General features: G+C 36.8%; 16 protein-coding genes and 2 pseudogenes. 15 read left to right on the top strand and 3 right to left on the bottom strand.

Translation table 11 applies throughout. The features are described 5' to 3' along the window. Positions 1 to 56 precede the first annotated feature (56 nt). A pseudogene (locus QF028_RS11535) lies at positions 57 to 1,331 on the top strand (IS110 family transposase). A gap of 968 nt (positions 1,332 to 2,299) precedes the next feature. Here the strand turns inward: QF028_RS11535 and QF028_RS11530 are convergent. Beyond that, entirely contained in the window at positions 2,300 to 3,316 is a 1,017-nt protein-coding gene (locus QF028_RS11530) for an extracellular catalytic domain type 1 short-chain-length polyhydroxyalkanoate depolymerase (protein ID WP_429465512.1), read from the bottom strand. 532 nt (positions 3,317 to 3,848) lie between these two features. Then, positions 3,849 to 4,100: an AraC family transcriptional regulator N-terminal domain-containing protein gene (locus QF028_RS11525; RefSeq protein WP_429472282.1), complete on the bottom strand. Its 252-nt coding sequence runs from the start codon at positions 4,098 to 4,100 to the stop codon at positions 3,849 to 3,851. Between the two features lie 504 nt (positions 4,101 to 4,604). Here QF028_RS11525 and QF028_RS11520 point away from each other — a divergent pair. From QF028_RS11520 to QF028_RS11505, 4 genes and pseudogenes are all read left to right on the top strand, one after another. After that, positions 4,605 to 5,753 carry an alpha/beta hydrolase gene (locus QF028_RS11520; RefSeq protein ID WP_429465510.1) on the top strand — a complete coding sequence of 383 codons (1,149 nt, stop codon included), beginning with the start codon at positions 4,605 to 4,607 and terminating at the stop codon, positions 5,751 to 5,753. Between the two features lie 25 nt (positions 5,754 to 5,778). After that, entirely contained in the window at positions 5,779 to 6,141 is a 363-nt protein-coding gene (locus QF028_RS11515) for a DUF6980 family protein (RefSeq protein WP_429465508.1), read from the top strand. A 120-nt stretch (positions 6,142 to 6,261) separates the two neighbouring features. Next, positions 6,262 to 6,651 (top strand): annotated as a pseudogene (locus QF028_RS11510) (aldo/keto reductase); the annotation flags it as partial. A gap of 184 nt (positions 6,652 to 6,835) precedes the next feature. Next, positions 6,836 to 7,912, top strand: a complete 1,077-nt coding sequence (locus tag QF028_RS11505; RefSeq protein ID WP_429465506.1) for an MBL fold metallo-hydrolase — start codon at positions 6,836 to 6,838, stop codon at positions 7,910 to 7,912. 320 nt (positions 7,913 to 8,232) lie between these two features. Here QF028_RS11505 and QF028_RS11500 read toward each other — a convergent pair whose 3' ends face one another. Then, positions 8,233 to 8,820, bottom strand: coding sequence for a class I SAM-dependent methyltransferase (locus QF028_RS11500; protein ID WP_429465504.1), 588 nt, complete (start codon positions 8,818 to 8,820; stop codon positions 8,233 to 8,235). A gap of 172 nt (positions 8,821 to 8,992) precedes the next feature. Between QF028_RS11500 and QF028_RS11495 the strand changes: the two genes are divergently transcribed. The 10 genes from QF028_RS11495 (at position 8,993) to QF028_RS11450 (ending at position 17,029) form a co-directional block, all read left to right on the top strand. Beyond that, a complete protein-coding gene (locus tag QF028_RS11495) occupies positions 8,993 to 9,139 on the top strand; it encodes a hypothetical protein (RefSeq protein ID WP_429465502.1) in 147 nt (48 codons plus the stop codon). Positions 9,140 to 9,588: 449 nt separating this feature from the next. Then, positions 9,589 to 10,836: a beta-ketoacyl-ACP synthase II gene (fabF, locus tag QF028_RS11490; protein ID WP_251438195.1), complete on the top strand. Its 1,248-nt coding sequence runs from the start codon at positions 9,589 to 9,591 to the stop codon at positions 10,834 to 10,836. Positions 10,837 to 11,631: 795 nt separating this feature from the next. Beyond that, on the top strand, positions 11,632 to 11,787 hold the full coding sequence (locus QF028_RS11485; protein ID WP_429465500.1) for an ArsR/SmtB family transcription factor: 156 nt from the start codon (positions 11,632 to 11,634) through the stop codon (positions 11,785 to 11,787). A 16-nt stretch (positions 11,788 to 11,803) separates the two neighbouring features. Then, on the top strand, positions 11,804 to 12,472 hold the full coding sequence (locus tag QF028_RS11480) for an NAD(P)H-dependent oxidoreductase (protein WP_429465497.1): 669 nt from the start codon (positions 11,804 to 11,806) through the stop codon (positions 12,470 to 12,472). A 208-nt stretch (positions 12,473 to 12,680) separates the two neighbouring features. Then, positions 12,681 to 12,878 carry a hypothetical protein gene (locus tag QF028_RS11475; protein WP_429465495.1) on the top strand — a complete coding sequence of 66 codons (198 nt, stop codon included), beginning with the start codon at positions 12,681 to 12,683 and terminating at the stop codon, positions 12,876 to 12,878. Positions 12,879 to 13,317: 439 nt separating this feature from the next. After that, positions 13,318 to 13,581: an ArsR/SmtB family transcription factor gene (locus QF028_RS11470; RefSeq protein WP_113754217.1), complete on the top strand. Its 264-nt coding sequence runs from the start codon at positions 13,318 to 13,320 to the stop codon at positions 13,579 to 13,581. Positions 13,582 to 13,662: 81 nt separating this feature from the next. Continuing rightward, the gene (locus QF028_RS11465) at positions 13,663 to 14,763 is read left to right on the top strand and encodes an alkene reductase (protein WP_328050652.1); all 1,101 of its coding nucleotides are present in this window, start codon (positions 13,663 to 13,665) and stop codon (positions 14,761 to 14,763) included. Positions 14,764 to 14,869: 106 nt separating this feature from the next. Further along, on the top strand, positions 14,870 to 16,060 hold the full coding sequence (locus QF028_RS11460; RefSeq protein ID WP_251438190.1) for an MFS transporter: 1,191 nt from the start codon (positions 14,870 to 14,872) through the stop codon (positions 16,058 to 16,060). Positions 16,061 to 16,164: 104 nt separating this feature from the next. Next, the gene (locus QF028_RS11455) at positions 16,165 to 16,725 is read left to right on the top strand and encodes a DUF3231 family protein (RefSeq protein WP_429472280.1); all 561 of its coding nucleotides are present in this window, start codon (positions 16,165 to 16,167) and stop codon (positions 16,723 to 16,725) included. 115 nt (positions 16,726 to 16,840) lie between these two features. Next, positions 16,841 to 17,029: a DUF3231 family protein gene (locus tag QF028_RS11450; RefSeq protein WP_375540619.1), complete on the top strand. Its 189-nt coding sequence runs from the start codon at positions 16,841 to 16,843 to the stop codon at positions 17,027 to 17,029. Positions 17,030 to 17,114 lie beyond the last annotated feature (85 nt).

The following is a 17,114-nucleotide window of genomic DNA, read 5'->3' as shown; positions in this document are numbered from 1 at the left end:
TAAGATACGAGTATAGAGACCAATCTAACTCAAAGTCTTAAGGAGGAAGCCCTACTATGAATTTTAAAATGCAAGACAAACAAAATCAACTAATCGAAAGAATTTCCGATACACATCTTATTGTTGGTGTGGATATCGCTCAACAATTACACGTTGCAAGAGCAGTTAACTTCCGTGGAATTGTAGTGGGAGACCCTATTACATTTGAAAATAATGAAGAGGGGTTTGTTAAACTACTAAACTGGATTCATGATTTAAAAAGATTAAAAAACTTAGATGCAGCAATAGTAGGTATGGAGCCTACAGGCCATTACTGGATTAACCTTTCAAAATGGTTATTTAACCAAAAAATTGAGGTAGTAACTGTCAATCCTCACTTAGTAAAAAGGAATAAAGAGAATCGTGATAATACTCAATCTAAGAGTGATAAAAAAGATGCATTAGTTATCGCAGATATGGTCAAAAACGGATACTATTCTTTTATTCGCCCATCCTCAGAATCATTTGAGAAACTTAGAGTTCTTATGTCTAACCGTGATGTGATTGTAAAACGTCTTGTAATGTCTCTAAATCAAATAAATCGATGGGTGGATATTGTCTTTCCAGAGCTGCGACAAGTGTTTAACGATGTTTCGTGCAAAGGAGCCATCGCAACCCTTCGTTTGTTTCCAACTCCAGATGAAATATCTTCAATGGAGTCACTAGATGTCCAGAGGGGATGGAAGTCATTAATGAAAAGATAACCAGGACCTAAAAAAGCTCAATTATTGATCAACCTAGCAAAAACTTCTATTGGAACTGGACAAGCTCTTGATGCTTATAAATTCCACCTAGAACAATTATTAGAAGAATATGACCTCGCTATAAAACAACTCGAAAGAGTTGAACAACAAGTTAAAGAAGTTCTCAATAAAATACCATTTGCAAAAAAACTACTTATGATTAAAGGAATAAGTGAAATTTCATTAGCTGGGATACTAGGTGAGTCAGGTGATCTAAGTGGATTCTCTCACGGAAACTCTCTATTACGTCATGCAGGATTACATCTAGCTGAAGCAAGTTCTGGAAAGTGGAAAGGTCAGATTGTTATTTCGAAGCGTGGAAGGTCAAGACTACGACGTTTCCTATACTTAGTAACCATGAGCCTTGTGATGAATAATCCTGAATTTAAAGCAATGCATTCCCATAATGTGAAGGTTAAGAAGCTAAAGAAAATGAAATCAATAATGAAACTGATAGGTAAATTAGCAAGGATTTTTGTAGGAATAGCACGACGAAACGAGTCTTACTGTCCAAATAAAATAAAAGAATTAATCCCTTTAGCAGCCTAGAAATAAATCATTAGTTTATAATATGTATCAATTAAAATAGTTAACCTTAATTTTGAATGTTGTCTTATTCGTAGGATTTCAAATATGTACGGAGTACCAGGTTTGTTCAACAAAAGGGCACTGCGACCCATCAGGTTATCATAACTGGCCTCCACCCCTTGGATAGGCATGACGAAGGAATGAGAGGGCAATTGACCCGTTGAGACATGGGAGGGAAAGCCTCCAGGGGCGGCGTGGAGATGTACATTATATGGTAAAATATGGAGTATTAGCTAACTCCTTTATTTAACTATGCCTTCACGAAGCCAAAATGATCTGATCTCATTTCAATGACCCGTAAATTCAATTACAAGGGTTATGAAATCCTGCGAATAAGTGAGCATTCGAGAGATATTCGTATCAAACTGAGGGAGTTGAACAAGAAAAGTGACAAACTAACAGGTATATGAAGAAAATTATTTTATAACCGAGGGACGTTTATGAAAATAATGACTATTGGTATTATATTGGTTGTTGTGGGATGTAGCATTTTAGGGTGGTTAATTAAAGAATCTTATAAAAATTATAAAAATGAAAGTACAAAAATTAAAATTTTCTATTTCTTATGGGCGGTAATAGGTGTCCTCCTAGACACAAGTGGTTTAATCATTCTTTTTGGATTTATATTTTTAGGGATTCTTTTAATTATCTATCATTAACTCTTCAATTAACGGGTGCTTTAGTTGAAGAACGCCATTAATGAAATGGAGGAGTTCGACCAGAAGATGGCTACGCAAAGGCGGAAAACTTATCGGTAAAGCTGACAATATAGGATGACGGATTTACCAAGGAAGTAACTTGTCTAATTCATTACGCTGATCCAATTACTCATCAACTTCGTGAAGCAGTAAAGCCATGCGAGTTTAAAGCGGGTGGCATTCGAGGATGTGGTTGGAGTAGGTGGACCTAAGAGAATAAGATGAATAGTTTTATCCTCTTTTCTTAAAAAGCTTTGTAAAAAGGTCACGAAAAAAGTTCTTTTTAGGTGTTTCGACCAGATTTTCAACAGTGTGCTGATGATGTTTGGTGAAAAAATTCCAAATGATTTCTGTTGCATTTGGCCCTAATGGGTCGGTATATGAACCATTTGAGCTCCCGCCAGACCATGCGTGCCCCATTTGATCGATCATCCATAGTTCCATTAAAAGTTCACCGCCCCCATCACCGTATACATGTTTAGTACAACTTTTTCCATTGATAAGATCTGATTTGACCTGGTGGGGTGTAATATTAGCTCTTCCTGTACCACCTTCTACAAGAAAATTAGTTTGTGCCCACTGTATGATAACCTGTTGTCCATTAATGGGATGTACAACCGTATCGCAGATACCATGGAAAACAATAACAGGCATTTTCTTCTTGAACTTTCCCATTTCCTGAAAGGCGCTGTTACCGCATGCATAGGGGTCCGAAACGCCTTTTTGCATGCTTTCTTTAGCAGCCTTAGCCATTGGATCGGTTAGAAAAAATACATTCGCAGCATCATAGGGAAGTCCCGCACACACTCCGATACCGCTAAATACATCTGGATAGGTAACTCCAAGAATGCAAGCGAGTGCCGCACCTGCAGATAAGCCAACTGCGTACACCTTACTTGAATCAATGCTGTATTTACCTTTAATCTGATTAATGATCGCATTAATTAACCTGGGATGTCCCTCTCCACGGTGCTGATTTTTATCCAAAAACCAGTTCCAGCAGCCAAAAGGGTTATAAGCAGCCGGATTCGAAGGATTAAACAGGTGATTCATGTCAGGATAGAGTACGAGAAAGTTTTCTTTTTCTGCAAGCTCGTTCATATTTGTTCCAGCAGCAAAATCATCCGGATCTTGTTCACATCCATGAAGCATCACCATCAACGGAGTATCTTTTTCCGCTTGATATTCGCTAGGAACATAAAGTTTGTACCTAAAATCCTTATATGAAAAATTTAGAAATTCCCCCAACTTTATCAACCTTTCTTAACTTAAACTACATGTTTCCATTATACTTCTACATGTTCCTATTTTTATCGAAAAATAGCATTCCATCCAATATTTGAAGCAATAGCATGATGCTCAACCTCCTACTTTGTATTTTAAGAGACGAAAGAGGAAAGTAAATCCTTCTATTTTCCTTTAGCCTTTATATCTAAAGTAGTAATATTGGATTATCGTATAAATATTTAGAAGAAGATTGGCATGAAATTCCATTAGAAATAATGACTAACTTCTTTCAAAAAGATACGTTTTTAATTCAAAAACCTTCCTTTTCCATTCTTCGAGAACCGAAGGAAAGAATATGTGAACTTTGTCGAGCGAAATGAAAATGAGTTATTGGACAAAACGAACATAATACCACTAGAAGAGAAGGTGCTTGTTGAACTAACGGGTGCTTTACTTTCACAACAATTGGACTGTTTCGGCAGTCCTTTTTCATTTTCGTTATTCAACTAAAGTGGCAGATTAGTTTAAGTGTAATTATTCACAATCTGATTTTTTATTGTAAGTAAAAGACACCGTACAGACGGGATTTATCCTTTCCACTATAAAAATTAACCCCCGCCATTTGGCACGGGAAAGATAACTCCATTCGGCTGACAAACATACCTCGCTTAGCATTTTCTTTCGATCCTACTCGAATTTCAGAATAACTTAAAACCTCCAAGATTTGACTCGGTGTATATTCAAGTTTAAATCCCAAATACTGAACGTCAGAAGAGGCTTCCATGACCTGGGCGGTAACCGGCAAATCCAGATTAGCAGAGGAGCGCTTCAAGTACAGCTCTGTGAATTACCTCTTTTCATCAGACCATTCCTCCTTCGCCCCTTGAACCACAATGATAAGGAAAGCTCGTAAACTCCGAACGAGGTTCGCCCATATCCGAGAGACACAAGAAAAATAAAAAAAGGAATTTTGTGAACACCGTCTCCAACTACGTGACAGTCAATTAGTGTGGCGATCTCATCTTGCTGTTTAAAGATATATTCAAACATAAGATAAGATCCTCCTTTAACCCTGATAGTCCCATTATAATGCTTATTAGTTGATTGCATAAATGAAGGCGAGAGGATTAGGCAAACATTTGATAGGATTGGGATACCGGTCGTTTTCCATTTTATTGAATAATAAGGTTACCCGCACTGCTTTATTACTTCAATGTGCTTTCCCGTGGAATTGAAAGCCAAGACCGCCGATTCTAACCCCACTGATTTACTTAGAAATTCATTAATTTATAGGAGGATTCTAAGAGTTATGAAGTATAAAAAAATCTTTTCCGCACTCCTACTGTCAGCTGGACTTATTGTGTCAGGGAGTGCATTAGCTGCCAAAATAGACAAGCCAGAACCGCTGAACAGTCAAGAACAAGCTGCCAAAAACGGCAAGCAAAAACCGCTGATCATTCAGGAGCAAGGATCCTTTGCTGCGGGTGGTACTGTTCGGACAAATGCCGGAAAGTTTGATCCGGATAAGGCTTATGAAACAACAGACGGGCAAACTGTCCATGGCGATCACGCATCGGTTCTTTATCAAATTCCTCAAAATGCAAAGCAATATCCCATGATTTTTTTGCATGGATACGGTCAATCAGGTAGAAGCTGGAGTACAACTCCCGATGGGCGGGATGGATTTCAGAATATATTTCTGAGAAAAGGATATGGCGTATACTTGGTAGACCAACCGCGCCGTGGTCAAGCGGGTCAGAGTACGGAGGATGCAACGGTTCCTTCTGCGTCACAGGATCAAATGTGGTTTGACCAGTTCCGTATTGGTAAGTATCCTGATTTTTATGATGGAGTACAGTTTCCGCGGGATGAGAAATCCATTGACCAGTTTTTCCGTCAGATGACCCCAAATATCGGAGCGTTTGACGCAGATGTGATTACAAATGCGATGACAACTGTATTTGAGAAAACAGGACCAGGTATTCTTTTAACACATTCTCAAAGCGGCGGATTTGGATGGACTACTGCAATCAAAAGCGATTATGTCCGTGCAATCGTCGCCCTTGAGCCGGCAACCTATATGTTCCCGAAAGGTGAGGCACCAGAGGCAATTCCTAATCGTTATAATGGTCTAATGGGTGGAAAGTTTGAACCTGTTATTGTATCGGATAAGGACTTTGAAAAGCTGGCTAAGATTCCAATAATCATTTATTTTGGCGATAACATCCCAAAAGAAGCCTCTACGTCTATTCCACAGGATTTCTGGAGAGCTTCCAGAGAGATGGCATACGAATGGGCAGATGTTGTAAATAAGCACGGCGGAGATGTAACTGTTGTTGATCTTCCGTCTGAAGGATTTCGTGGAAATACCCACTTTATTATGTCAGATTTGAACAATGCAGAAGTTGCAGATCACATTTCCACATGGCTTGCCAAAAAGAAGCTTGATAAAAAATAGGAGATATATTGGTGCTTCTGTATGCATGGCAGTTCCAAAAAAATATAAACTGTCATATCAACCTGACTATATAATCGATGAATGCCTATATTTTGAGGATGACGAAAAAGTCATAAACCGACTTAAAAAAATGGCGATGACATCGACGTTGTTAGTTACAAGTGATCAAGTCCGAGAAGGAATCTTTGATGAATATGGGATAGTAATGCAGGAGGCTAGTCGTACTTCAACTATCTATATAATATATTGTCCTTGGTGTGGTACAAAATTGCCTAACTCGAAAAGGAGATTATGGTTGGAGTCTCTAGAAAAATTAGGGTATAGTAATCCGTTTGAGCAAAGTATCCCTAAAAAATATATGTCTGGTGAGTGGTACAAGGATAAGTGAATGTTATATTTATAATTTTTATGATGTAATAGTTTTAACTTAACTATCGAACTTCTTTCAATATTTCAAGTTTGGGTGCGATGTTTAAAGAAGCATCGACTTTCCAAGTCTAAATAGTGGGAGATGTTGCCATTTTGTAAGGAGGAAAGAATCGGGGTGACTCCAAACAGCCCGCATGCGTCAGGTAGATTGACTCGTAATTGGTCGGAAACCACACTTCGTTCCGAAACCGACTAAACGCAGAAATCTAAGTACGATGCAACTTCAGCACTGACCGATTGATCGCAGAGCGGGTTGGAGAACTGGCTGAAATACACGGTGTTCTTCGTAGTACAAGTCGCAATTGCTTGGCTTCTACAAAAGGAACCGGTAACAGCTTCTATTATCGGGGCGACGAAAATCCCCCATCTTGAAGATGCAGTGGGTGCTTTATCAGTTACATTAACATCTGAAGAAATTACATACCTAGAGGAACCGTATGTACCACATCCAGTATGTGGTGCAATTTAGATAAATGAAAGAAATCTGATGTAGCAATTAATGAGATGATTATTCGTCCTACAAGTCAAGAACTCTAAAAAAACATTATGTTACAAGGATGCCCCACTTTTTCTTTTAGAAGGGGCATTTCTTCTTTCCGTTAAAAGGGCGGCTTATCTTTTTTATTTATTCATAATGTAAGGAGGGTGGAAGAATGTCGAAATTCGAAGAACTTACTACAACACCACAGAAAATGAACGAATATGTTGCGCCAAAGCCAAAGAAAAGAATTATAAAGAAGATATTGATTTATTTATTGGTTTTATTAGTTGTATTAGGAGTTGTCATTTCATTGTTAATAAATATTCATCCAGCTTTCGGAGGTAACCCAAGTAAGGAACAAAAAGAGGTATATAATACGTTTGATAATTATGATAACGGGAAATTTGTCTACCGGGCATCAACAAAGATGAACGGGAGTGCATATAATAGCCCCTCCACATTTAAGGACTCTAATTCAGTTGTAGAAACCAATCCTTCTGGTCAAATTCCTGTTTCTGAGATTAATTGGAACAAAATTAATAGTAAAGAAGATAGTTTAACCTGGTTTGGGCATTCTGCTTTTTTACTTAGTATCGATAATAAAAAGATACTCATTGATCCCATGTTAGGTCCAATAGCATCTCCCGTTTCCTTTGTAGGACCTAAACGATACAGTGATGATATGTTGGATATGATAAAAGAAATGCCTCCTATTGATGCTGTCTTTATTACGCATGATCATTATGATCACTTAGATTATCAATCTATAAAGAAGCTAAAGAGCAAGGTCGGTCATTTCTTCGTTCCTTACGGTGTAAGTAATCATTTGATTCGATGGGGTGTTGCAAAAGAAAAAATTACAGAACTTAATTGGTGGGATGAAACTGAGTTTCAAGGTTTAACGATTGCATTAACTCCATCCAAACATTTCTCTGGAAGAAGGATTTTTAATCGAGATACGACCCTTTGGGGTGGTTGGGTCATTCTTGGAAAACAAACACGTTTCTATACCAGTGGAGATGGTGGTTATGATGCACATTTTAAGAAAATTGGCGATAAATACGGACCTTTTGATATTGCATTAATAGAAGGTGGTCAATATGATAGACGCTGGTCTTGGGCTCATATGTTTCCGGAAGAATCTGTACAGGCTAATATAGATGTAAAAGGCAAGCATATGATGTTAATGCATTGGGGTGCATTTACACTTGCCTCCCCTGTTAAACAATTAAACCAAAAGAAGGCATAAAAGAGTTTTTTATTTTGTCCCCATATTGTCCCCAAATTTACTGTATTATTTATTTTACCTTTAACTGTACTAATCAAAAACCAGAAAAAACCTTGGTATACAAGGGTTTTTTCTTTTCTGTGTTAATGACCTGTGAGGGGTTCGAACCCCCGACCTCAACCCTGTCAATGATGGATATACTTTATGATTATAACAGTTTAATTATGAAAGTATTGTTATAACAAGGATTTCAATAAGTCTTATTATGATTGAGATTTTGCTATAGGAAACAGTTTGCTCAAATTTGTCCCCAAAGTGTCCCCTTGCCTCAGCAGCCTTATTTATTTTAGGGCGGATATTTTCCAAAGAGCCATGGTCTTGATTGAAGTCGTCTCTTTCATCAAAAGAATGGGATCCGGATAAGAGAACGGTGCGAGGCAGAGATTCAAAGGGCGCCAGTCTCCGGTATCGATATCCTTATTTTCGGTCCAACCTGGAAAATGGGTTGCAAGAAGGTATTTGATTCCGCTTTTTCGGAAATTTTCGACCGCTTTTTTGACGTCGGTGAACGACAGATGGACGAAAACATCCCGGCAGATGGCAATATCAGCAGCTGGAAGCTCGTCTTCGACGATGTTCTTCACCATGAAACGGACGTTTTCGCCCGCATAACGCTCGTTGTTCTTTTGAATTATTTCGTCGACGATGTCCACGCCGATGTAGCTAATGTTTCCTTTCGGAACATGTTTCATCCAGTTGAAATCCCCACAAGGGGCGTCCAAAATCGATGTAATCTCGAAAAGATCGAACAGCATGGGGAGTTTTTCAATCAGCTTTTGCGATTCGAAGACGGACGAACCGGGTCCTGAAACTGATTCAGTCCCTCCCCACATGTTGTGCTTGTAAATTTCTGAAAAAATCTCTTTCACCGATATTCCTCCTTTTGTGGTGTCCATACATAATATGTTATAGCCGTTGGAATGCAATAAAAAAGGGTTGTCCGAAAAACTCGGCATGGACTAACCTAAATTATTGAGACAATATAAAACACCTTCGAAAATGTTACACTGTAGTTAGTACATTTATCGGGGGTGTTTTTGCGTGGGCAAAAACGTGTATACAAGTGAAATTAAATGGGCGGCTGTGAGAGATAAACTTGAAGGGAAATTGACCACCAGAGAAATTATGGAGAAGTATGACATTAAGAATAAATCTCAGGTTGAGACCTGGGATGACGCAAATAGTTAAATTATTACTTGGTTTTATTGCATTAATTATTGCTTCTGTAATTTTTAAAAAGATTTTTTCCAAAAAATAATAATTTTCTTCTTGAGCTAACGGGTGCTAGAGTTGAAGGTCAGAGCTGTCATTAAGGCAGCTTTTTCTTGTTGAACTAACGTGGCAGGTTAGTTGAAGAAGAATTTTTTTTATGTATAATTAGTATCAGGTATTAATACCAAGTATAAAATTCATAAAACGAGGTGATTATTCTATGTTCAAATCCAAAACAGTGTGATAGATTCGCATGTTCCAGGAAAGAATCATTAGCTGTCCTTCTGATTTCAAGCACAAAAGGCGGACTACAATATAGCGTGTTTTGGGGGAATACATTATTTTCAAATGTAATCGAACTTTTTAGAAGTCTTTTGAAATAATCGTTTTAAGTATAGTGTGAAGAATTAAGAGGAGTGTTGATTATGCCACGTAGAGTTGTAGTGACTGGATATGGAGTAGTTTCACCGTTAGGAAATAACGTAGAAGAGTTTTGGAATAATATTAAAGAAGGTAAATCAGGGATCAAAAAAATTCAATCTGATGACTTCAAAGATATAGGCACTCAAATTGGTGGTTTTATAACCGACTTTAATGCAGAGCAATATCTTGATAAAAAAGAATTAGGGAAATATGATTTGTTTGTGCAATATGGTTATGCTGCTGCTAAACAAGCCTTAGACCAAGCAAATATTGATGTAGATAATATAAATAAGGAGCGATTCGGGGTATATATTGGCTCAGGTATTGGAGGAATTAATACCATATTAGATAATCATAAATTCTTAATTGAAAAAGGACCAAGAAGAGTTTCTCCATTTATGGTTCCTATGATGATTAGTAATATGGCTTCTGGTATTATTTCCATAAAAACAGGATTTAAGGGACCTAGCTATTCTCCTGTTTCTGCTTGTGCAACAGGGAATCAAGCGATTGGGGAGGCTTTTTTAAATATTCGGCATGGTTACTCTGATGGAATATTAGCTGGAGGGGCTGAAGCTCCTATTAATCCTTTAGCTTTTGCTGGATTTTCAAGAATGAGAGCAATGTCCACTTTTAATGATATTCCTGAAAGGGCAAGCCGTCCATTTGACAGTCAACGTGATGGCTTTGTTATGTCAGAAGGAGCAGGTGTATTATTCCTTGAAGAGTATGAGCACGCTAAAGAAAGAGGAGCGACAATTTTAGGAGAAATTGTTGGATATGGTTCCACAACGGATGCCTATCATATTACTTCCCCTGATTATAACGGTGCAGCAAATGCTATGAAATTAGCTTTAGAAATGGGTGAAATCAACCTTACTGATGTAAATTATATAAATGCCCATGGAACTAGTACCCCTGAAGGAGATAAATCAGAAACTAAAGCAATTAAAAGTGTTTTTGGTATTCATGCTTATAATTTAAAGGTGAGTTCTACCAAATCAATGACTGGACACCTTTTCGGAGCTGCAGGGGGAATTGAGTCCATTATAGCACTCAAAAGTATCATGGAAGATATAGCTCCTCCCACTATTAATTACGAAATACCAGATGAAAATTGTGATTTAGATTACGTTCCAAACCATGCAGTTAAGACAGAAATAAACTATGCTATTTCTAATGGTTTTGGTTTTGGAGGACATAATGCAGTCTTGGCATTTAAGAAGTTTTCGATAGTTAAGACTAAATAAAAGGATTAATCGGTAAGTCATATATTATCTTATCGATTAAATGCTAATTAATTAGATGCTTCTTCAACTACCATGAAAATAAGTTTCTTCATGATAAGAAAAATGACAAAACTTAAAAAGACCCTGCTCAATCGTTAAAAAAAAGAGGAGAGCGATAATTAATAAGTCTATGGATTAGGGTTGACTGGATTAAGGTCAGTAACAGTATTGACACTTCCTAACCATTTTCATTCTCTGTGGTGAAGCGCTGATTTTTGCGATTCATGGATGGCTAACGGGGGCGATGGTAAAATAACGAATATTAAAATAGCCTGTATCAATGATTACTTGGTAATCAATGAAACAGGCTTTATGTTTTGGTGACTATTTGTTCTTATATTTATTTAACCTGATGTGCGTTATTTTATTTTAGTGAAAAACTCTAAAGAAATAAATTTATTTTGAAAAGAAAAAGATTGAAAATTATTGTTAAAAAAGATAGTTAGACTAAAGTACGGAAGACTAAAGGTTATTTTAATATAATTTTTTTATTTAGAAGAGGGCATCATGAAGTGGAAATCACAATCACATTCTTAAATTAAGAAAACAGCCTTTGAATTAAAAAATGGAAAAGCACATTCTTGACAGAGCATCTCTAATTAATTACAATATTTCTAGAAATACTGAAATAAGAATAACTGAAAGGAGGTTTTTAACGGTGAATAATGATATTGCAGTAAAAGTCTATAAGGCACTAGGTGAATCGACTCGTTTACAAATCGTAAAATTACTTGCTCAACAATCAGAGTAGCTTGCATGGAAATGGTAAATCAATTAAAAGTCCCTGCCAATTCAACATTGACGCATCATTTAAAACCATTAATCGATTGCGGATTATTAGCAGTTCGCAGAGAGGGAACCTTCAGATATTACAGTTTACAACGAGAAGTCCTTGCACAATACGATTTTTAGAAAGGTGTGTATATAGATGAACAACATAGATAAAAAACAAGAAATTCTAAAGGCATATCAATTTCGTTATGCTACAAAAGAATTCGATCCGACAAAACGGATTTCCGATGAAGATTTTGAATTCATTTTAGAAACTGGCCGCTTATCTCCAAGTTCAATCGGGTCTGAGCCGTGGAAATTTTTAGTGGTCGAAAATGAGGAATTGAAACAAAAATTAAAAGCCGTTTCTTGGGGTGCACAAAGACAGCTGCCAACAGCAAGCCATTTCGTCATCCTTCTTGCTCGTACAGATGTGCGCTACGACTCTGACTATATTTTAGACATTTATAAAAATGTCCAACAAATGCCGGAAGACGTTTTAGAACAAATGATTCATGGACTGAAAACGTTCCAAGAGGATTTCCGTCTATTGGAAAACGAGCGTTACTTATTTGACTGGGCAAGTAAACAAACGTATATCCCCCTCGGTAATATGATGACAGCTGCAGCTCAAATCGGAATTGATTCCTGCCCAATTGAAGGTTTCAACTACAATCAGGTGCATGACATTTTGAAAAATGAAGGATTGCTTGAAGATGGCAAGTTTGATGTCTCCGTTATGGTGGCATTCGGCTATAGAATTCATGAGCCAAAACGTGAAAAAACAAGAAGAAGCCTCGACCAAGTGGTTCAATGGGTAAGGTAAATAGGTAAGGTAAATAGGTAAGGTAAATAGGATGGTTGACTAACCATCCTATTTTTTATAAAAACAGCGAAAACCTCAGTCTGCTTCCACATTTTTATTTCCCCTAAAATTGTTGACCCTAACCCATCTTATCACGGGAGCTGCAATTTTGACTCCGTAATCCAACAATTCGCTTTCTTGATAAACCCGTCAGGGTTTTTAACTTTGGTTGCTGATTTTCGCATTATGTGGAGTAAATCAGTGGAAAACAGAAGCTGCAAATAAACCAGCGAATCAAGATTTAATCATTATTAACAAGTACTACAACAAGCTTGCGTATTTTTATAATGGTTATATTAAAATGGTTGATCCAGTAGCAACAGGAAAACGTGGGATAAAACATCTGTTGGCATTTTTAAAATCGTGAACAAAATTAAAAGTCGCCCTTACTATACGGGACATATTCCTGGGGGCGATCCTCGCACCCCATTAGGAAAACGTTGGTTAGGATTAAATGCTAACGGTACGTATGGTGGTGATACATACGGCATTCACGACAATAACAATGAAAGCAGTATTGGAAAATACGTTAGTTAAGGTTAATTGTATTCGAAAAGAAAAAGATTGAAAATTATTGTTAAAAAAGATAATTAGACTAAAGTGCAGAAGACTAAAAAATATTTTAATATAATTATTTTATTTAGAAGCGAGCATCATGAAGTGGAAATCACAATCACATTCTTAAATTAAGAAAACAGCCTTTGAATTAAAAAATGGAAAAGCATTCTATTGACAGAGCATCTCTGATTAATTACAATATTTCTATAAATACTAAAGTAAGAATTGCTGAAAGGAGGTTTTTAGCGGTGAATGATGATATTGCAGTAAAAGTCTATAAGGCACTAGGTGAATCGACTCGTTTACAAATCGTAAAATTACTTGCTCAACAATCAGAGTTAGCTTGCCTGGAAATGGCAAATCAATTAAAAGTCCCTGCCAATTCAACATTGACGCATCATTTAAAACCATTACTCGAATGCGGATTATTAGCAGTTCGTAGAGAGGGAACCTTCAGATATTACAGTTTACAACGAGAAGTCCTTGCACAATACGCTCCCGCTTTGTTTTAAATTTCAAAGCGGAATAATTTTAATTTAAATTTCAGTATTTATAGAAATAACGAATAACAGAAATGAACGGAGGAAAAATGTATGGGTAAAATTAGCAAAGAAACAAATTCTTGGGGAAATTTAAAAAATGGTTTAGAAAGTAAATTGTTTGAACCGATAAAAATCGGAGCTTGGAATTTACGCTCTCGTATCGCAATGGCACCATTAACAAGAACCTTTGCAGACGATCAAACGGGGGTAGTAGGAGAGGATATTGTTGAATATTACCGAAAACGTGCTGCCGATGGAGTTGGTTTAATCATTTCAGAAGGAACGATCATTAGTCCTCGTGGAAAAGGCTATCCTGGAATTCCAGGCATTTATTCAGATGAACAAATAAAGGGATGGAAAAAAGTGACTGATGCTGTGCATAAAGAGGGAGGAACAATGATCGCTCAAATATGGCATGTTGGTCGTTTATCTCATAACGATCTTGCTGGAAATCTGCCTCCTCAAGCACCATCAGCTATTCCCGCTGAAGGCCTTGTCTCTCGTTTCCGTAAGCCATATGATGTTCCTGAAGAAATGACAATTGAAGATATTAATGAAGTAATCAATCAATTTGCGCAAGCTGCGAAAAATGCAATAGCAGCAGGTTTTGACGGTGTGGAAATTAACGGTGCCCACGGATACTTAATTGACCAATTTAATTCAGATATAACAAATCATCGTACAGACGAATATGGTGGTGACCTTGCTCAAAGATTAACGTTCATGAAGGAAGTAATTAAAGCAGTTATCGACGCAATCGGTACAGAACGAACAATGATCCGATTCTCTGCTCATAAAACAGATATACCAAATTACATGTGGGAAGATCCAGAAATGGCTATTCGTACATTTGTTGAGGCATTTAAGGAAGCGGGTGCAACAATGGTTCACCCATCTATTATGCAATTTGATCGAGTGCTTGCAAATGGAAAAACGATGCATCAATTAGTCCGAAAATACTGGGACGGTGTCATTATTGGGGTAGGTACATTAAATCCAGAAATGGCGAATCAGGCGATTGAAGAAGGAATAATTGATGTCGCTGCTTTCGGACGTCCATTAATTTCTAATCCTGATTTTATTCATCGTTTAAAAAATGGTAAAGAATTGGAAGAATACGATAGTAAGAAGCATCTTAGTACATTAATTTAAAGCACTAGAATAGAATGAAGCTCATATAGATTCTTTCATTTTGTATATTATTTCAGTTTTTATAGAAATATAGAAATTAATAGTGATATTGAGGAGAAAATTTCACATGTCAAATACAGCAAAGATTTATATTTTAGCATTGATAAGTTTTTTAGTTGGTACTTCACAATACATCATCTCAGGTATTTTGGATAAAATGGCAGATGCTCTAGGAGTGTCAATTGGAGCGGCTGGTCAATTAATTACAGTCTTTTCATTAGCCTATGCAATCGGTACACCTATATTAATGGTATTAACGTCTAAAATGGAAAGACGTAAATTACTGATCTATACGTTATTTGTTTTTATTGTAGGAAATTTACTTTCAGTGATTGTACCAGGGTATGGATTATTTATGATTGCTCGCATTATTATGGCTTTAAGTACAGGTGTAGCGGTCGTTACAGTTTTAAGTATCGCAGCAAAGATTGCCCCTGCTAATAAAAAGGCAAGTTCAATTGCAACAGTTGTCATGGGATTTACCGCATCATTAATCATTGGCGTTCCTATTGGACGTTTTATTACATCTACGTATGGCTGGAAATTTGTATTTATCGGTATCGCATTATTAGTTTTATTTGTCATTTTTATTGTTATAAATACAATACCAAAAATGAATGGTGATGCTTCAATCCCTTTAACGAGACAAATTGCTATGTTCAAAAAACCAAAAATTGCTTTAGCATTATCAATCACCTTCTTTTTAATGACAGGGTACGCGATTATTTTTACTTATTTATCTCCATTCCTTGTAAATACTGTAGGTATGAGTGATCATCTTTTAAGCATTACTTTTCTTGTTCTTGGAGTTGCAAGCTTATTTGGTTCTAAACTAGGTGGCTTAAGTGCAGATAAAAAAGGCGTAATTTTCACATTAAAAAGAGGGTTGCTTGTAAACGTAACATCTTTAGTCGTGCTTTCATTCATATCACATTCAAATATTGCAGTATTTATTATATTGACAGTCTGGTCATTTGCAGCCTGGTCATCAGGTGCAACTCAGCAATATAATTTAGCAACGATATCACCTGAATCCTCAGATGTGTTGCTAGGTCTAAACCAATCCATGATGCAATTAGGTTTTGCTTTTGGTGCAGGTTTAGGTGGAGTAATTGTGGGACAAATATCATTATCTTCAATTACATGGTTCAGTGCGTTAAGTGTTGTGTTTGCAAGTATTACAACATTTGGATTTTCACGTTTCTTAAATAATAAAAAGGTAGTCAACCAAAATTTTACGGCACAAGAGCGAGCTTGATCAAATTGGGAGTCTTAAATAATTTAAAGAACTCTTGGTCAACCAACGGGTGCAAGAGTTAAAGATGGGGACGCTGCGGCGATCTCCATTTCTTGTTGAACTAACTGATAGCAGTTGAAGATGTAGAAATAAGAGCTGTCTTAGAATATGCATTACAAAGTACACAATCTCATATTCCAAAATTGACAGCCCTTTTTAATAAAGAGAACTTCCCTATTCCGCATGGTTTTAGTGAAGATGAAGACGTTGATATAGATTGCCCACGTCTTTTTTCTGACAGTTATTATCTACGCTTTTTATTACGACAAAGCAACATAGGTTTAAATACTTGTGGTACTGTTCTTGCTTTATCTGTTCGTTCTGATGTAATTAATTTTTATACGGGATGCTTAATGGAAACAACAAAGTTACTTACCACGACAACGGAAGTGTTATTATCCAAAGGCTTATATGTTCGCTCTCCGAATATTCCCATGCCTAAAAATGTGGAATTTGTGAAGGAGAAAAGTTTTTTGGCAGGATTTTTTGGTGAAGTGAGACCGTTATCCGCATTAGAAATAACCAACCTTTATTCAAATACCCAACGGAATGCACTCGGAGCTGAAACTCTCATTGGTTACAGTCAAGTTGCTCAGCATCCCAAAGTAAAAGAATATTTTCATTAGAGGCAGGGATATTTCAAAAAAGCATGTTGATGTGTTTAGCCAAAAACTAATGAAAAATAATTTACCCTCCCTTCTGATAAGTTAATGATGTTTCAAGTTACATCTTTAACAGCATTTGGAATGGCTTTTTATTGGGGCTAGTATCTCTACGAATCCTCGAACAGATATAGCTGCTGAATATAGCCGTTTAATGGCTGAAGTCGGGCAATATGCCTCAGATGGTTCAAAAATAATGATTGAAAATGAATGGTTAGAACAACCACCACTAGCAAGTGACAGAGATGAGGTAGCAAACAATCGATAAAAATAAGGCTTTACAGTGTTCTAACCGAATTGCAGCTTGGTAATTTCACTGCAATGCTTGACCAAGTGATTGTTTGGAGCGGGGA

Source organism: Neobacillus sp. B4I6 (genome assembly GCF_050434045.1).
Classification (GTDB): domain Bacteria; phylum Bacillota; class Bacilli; order Bacillales; family Cytobacillaceae; genus Neobacillus.
This window is presented reverse-complemented; position numbering and strand designations above follow the sequence as displayed.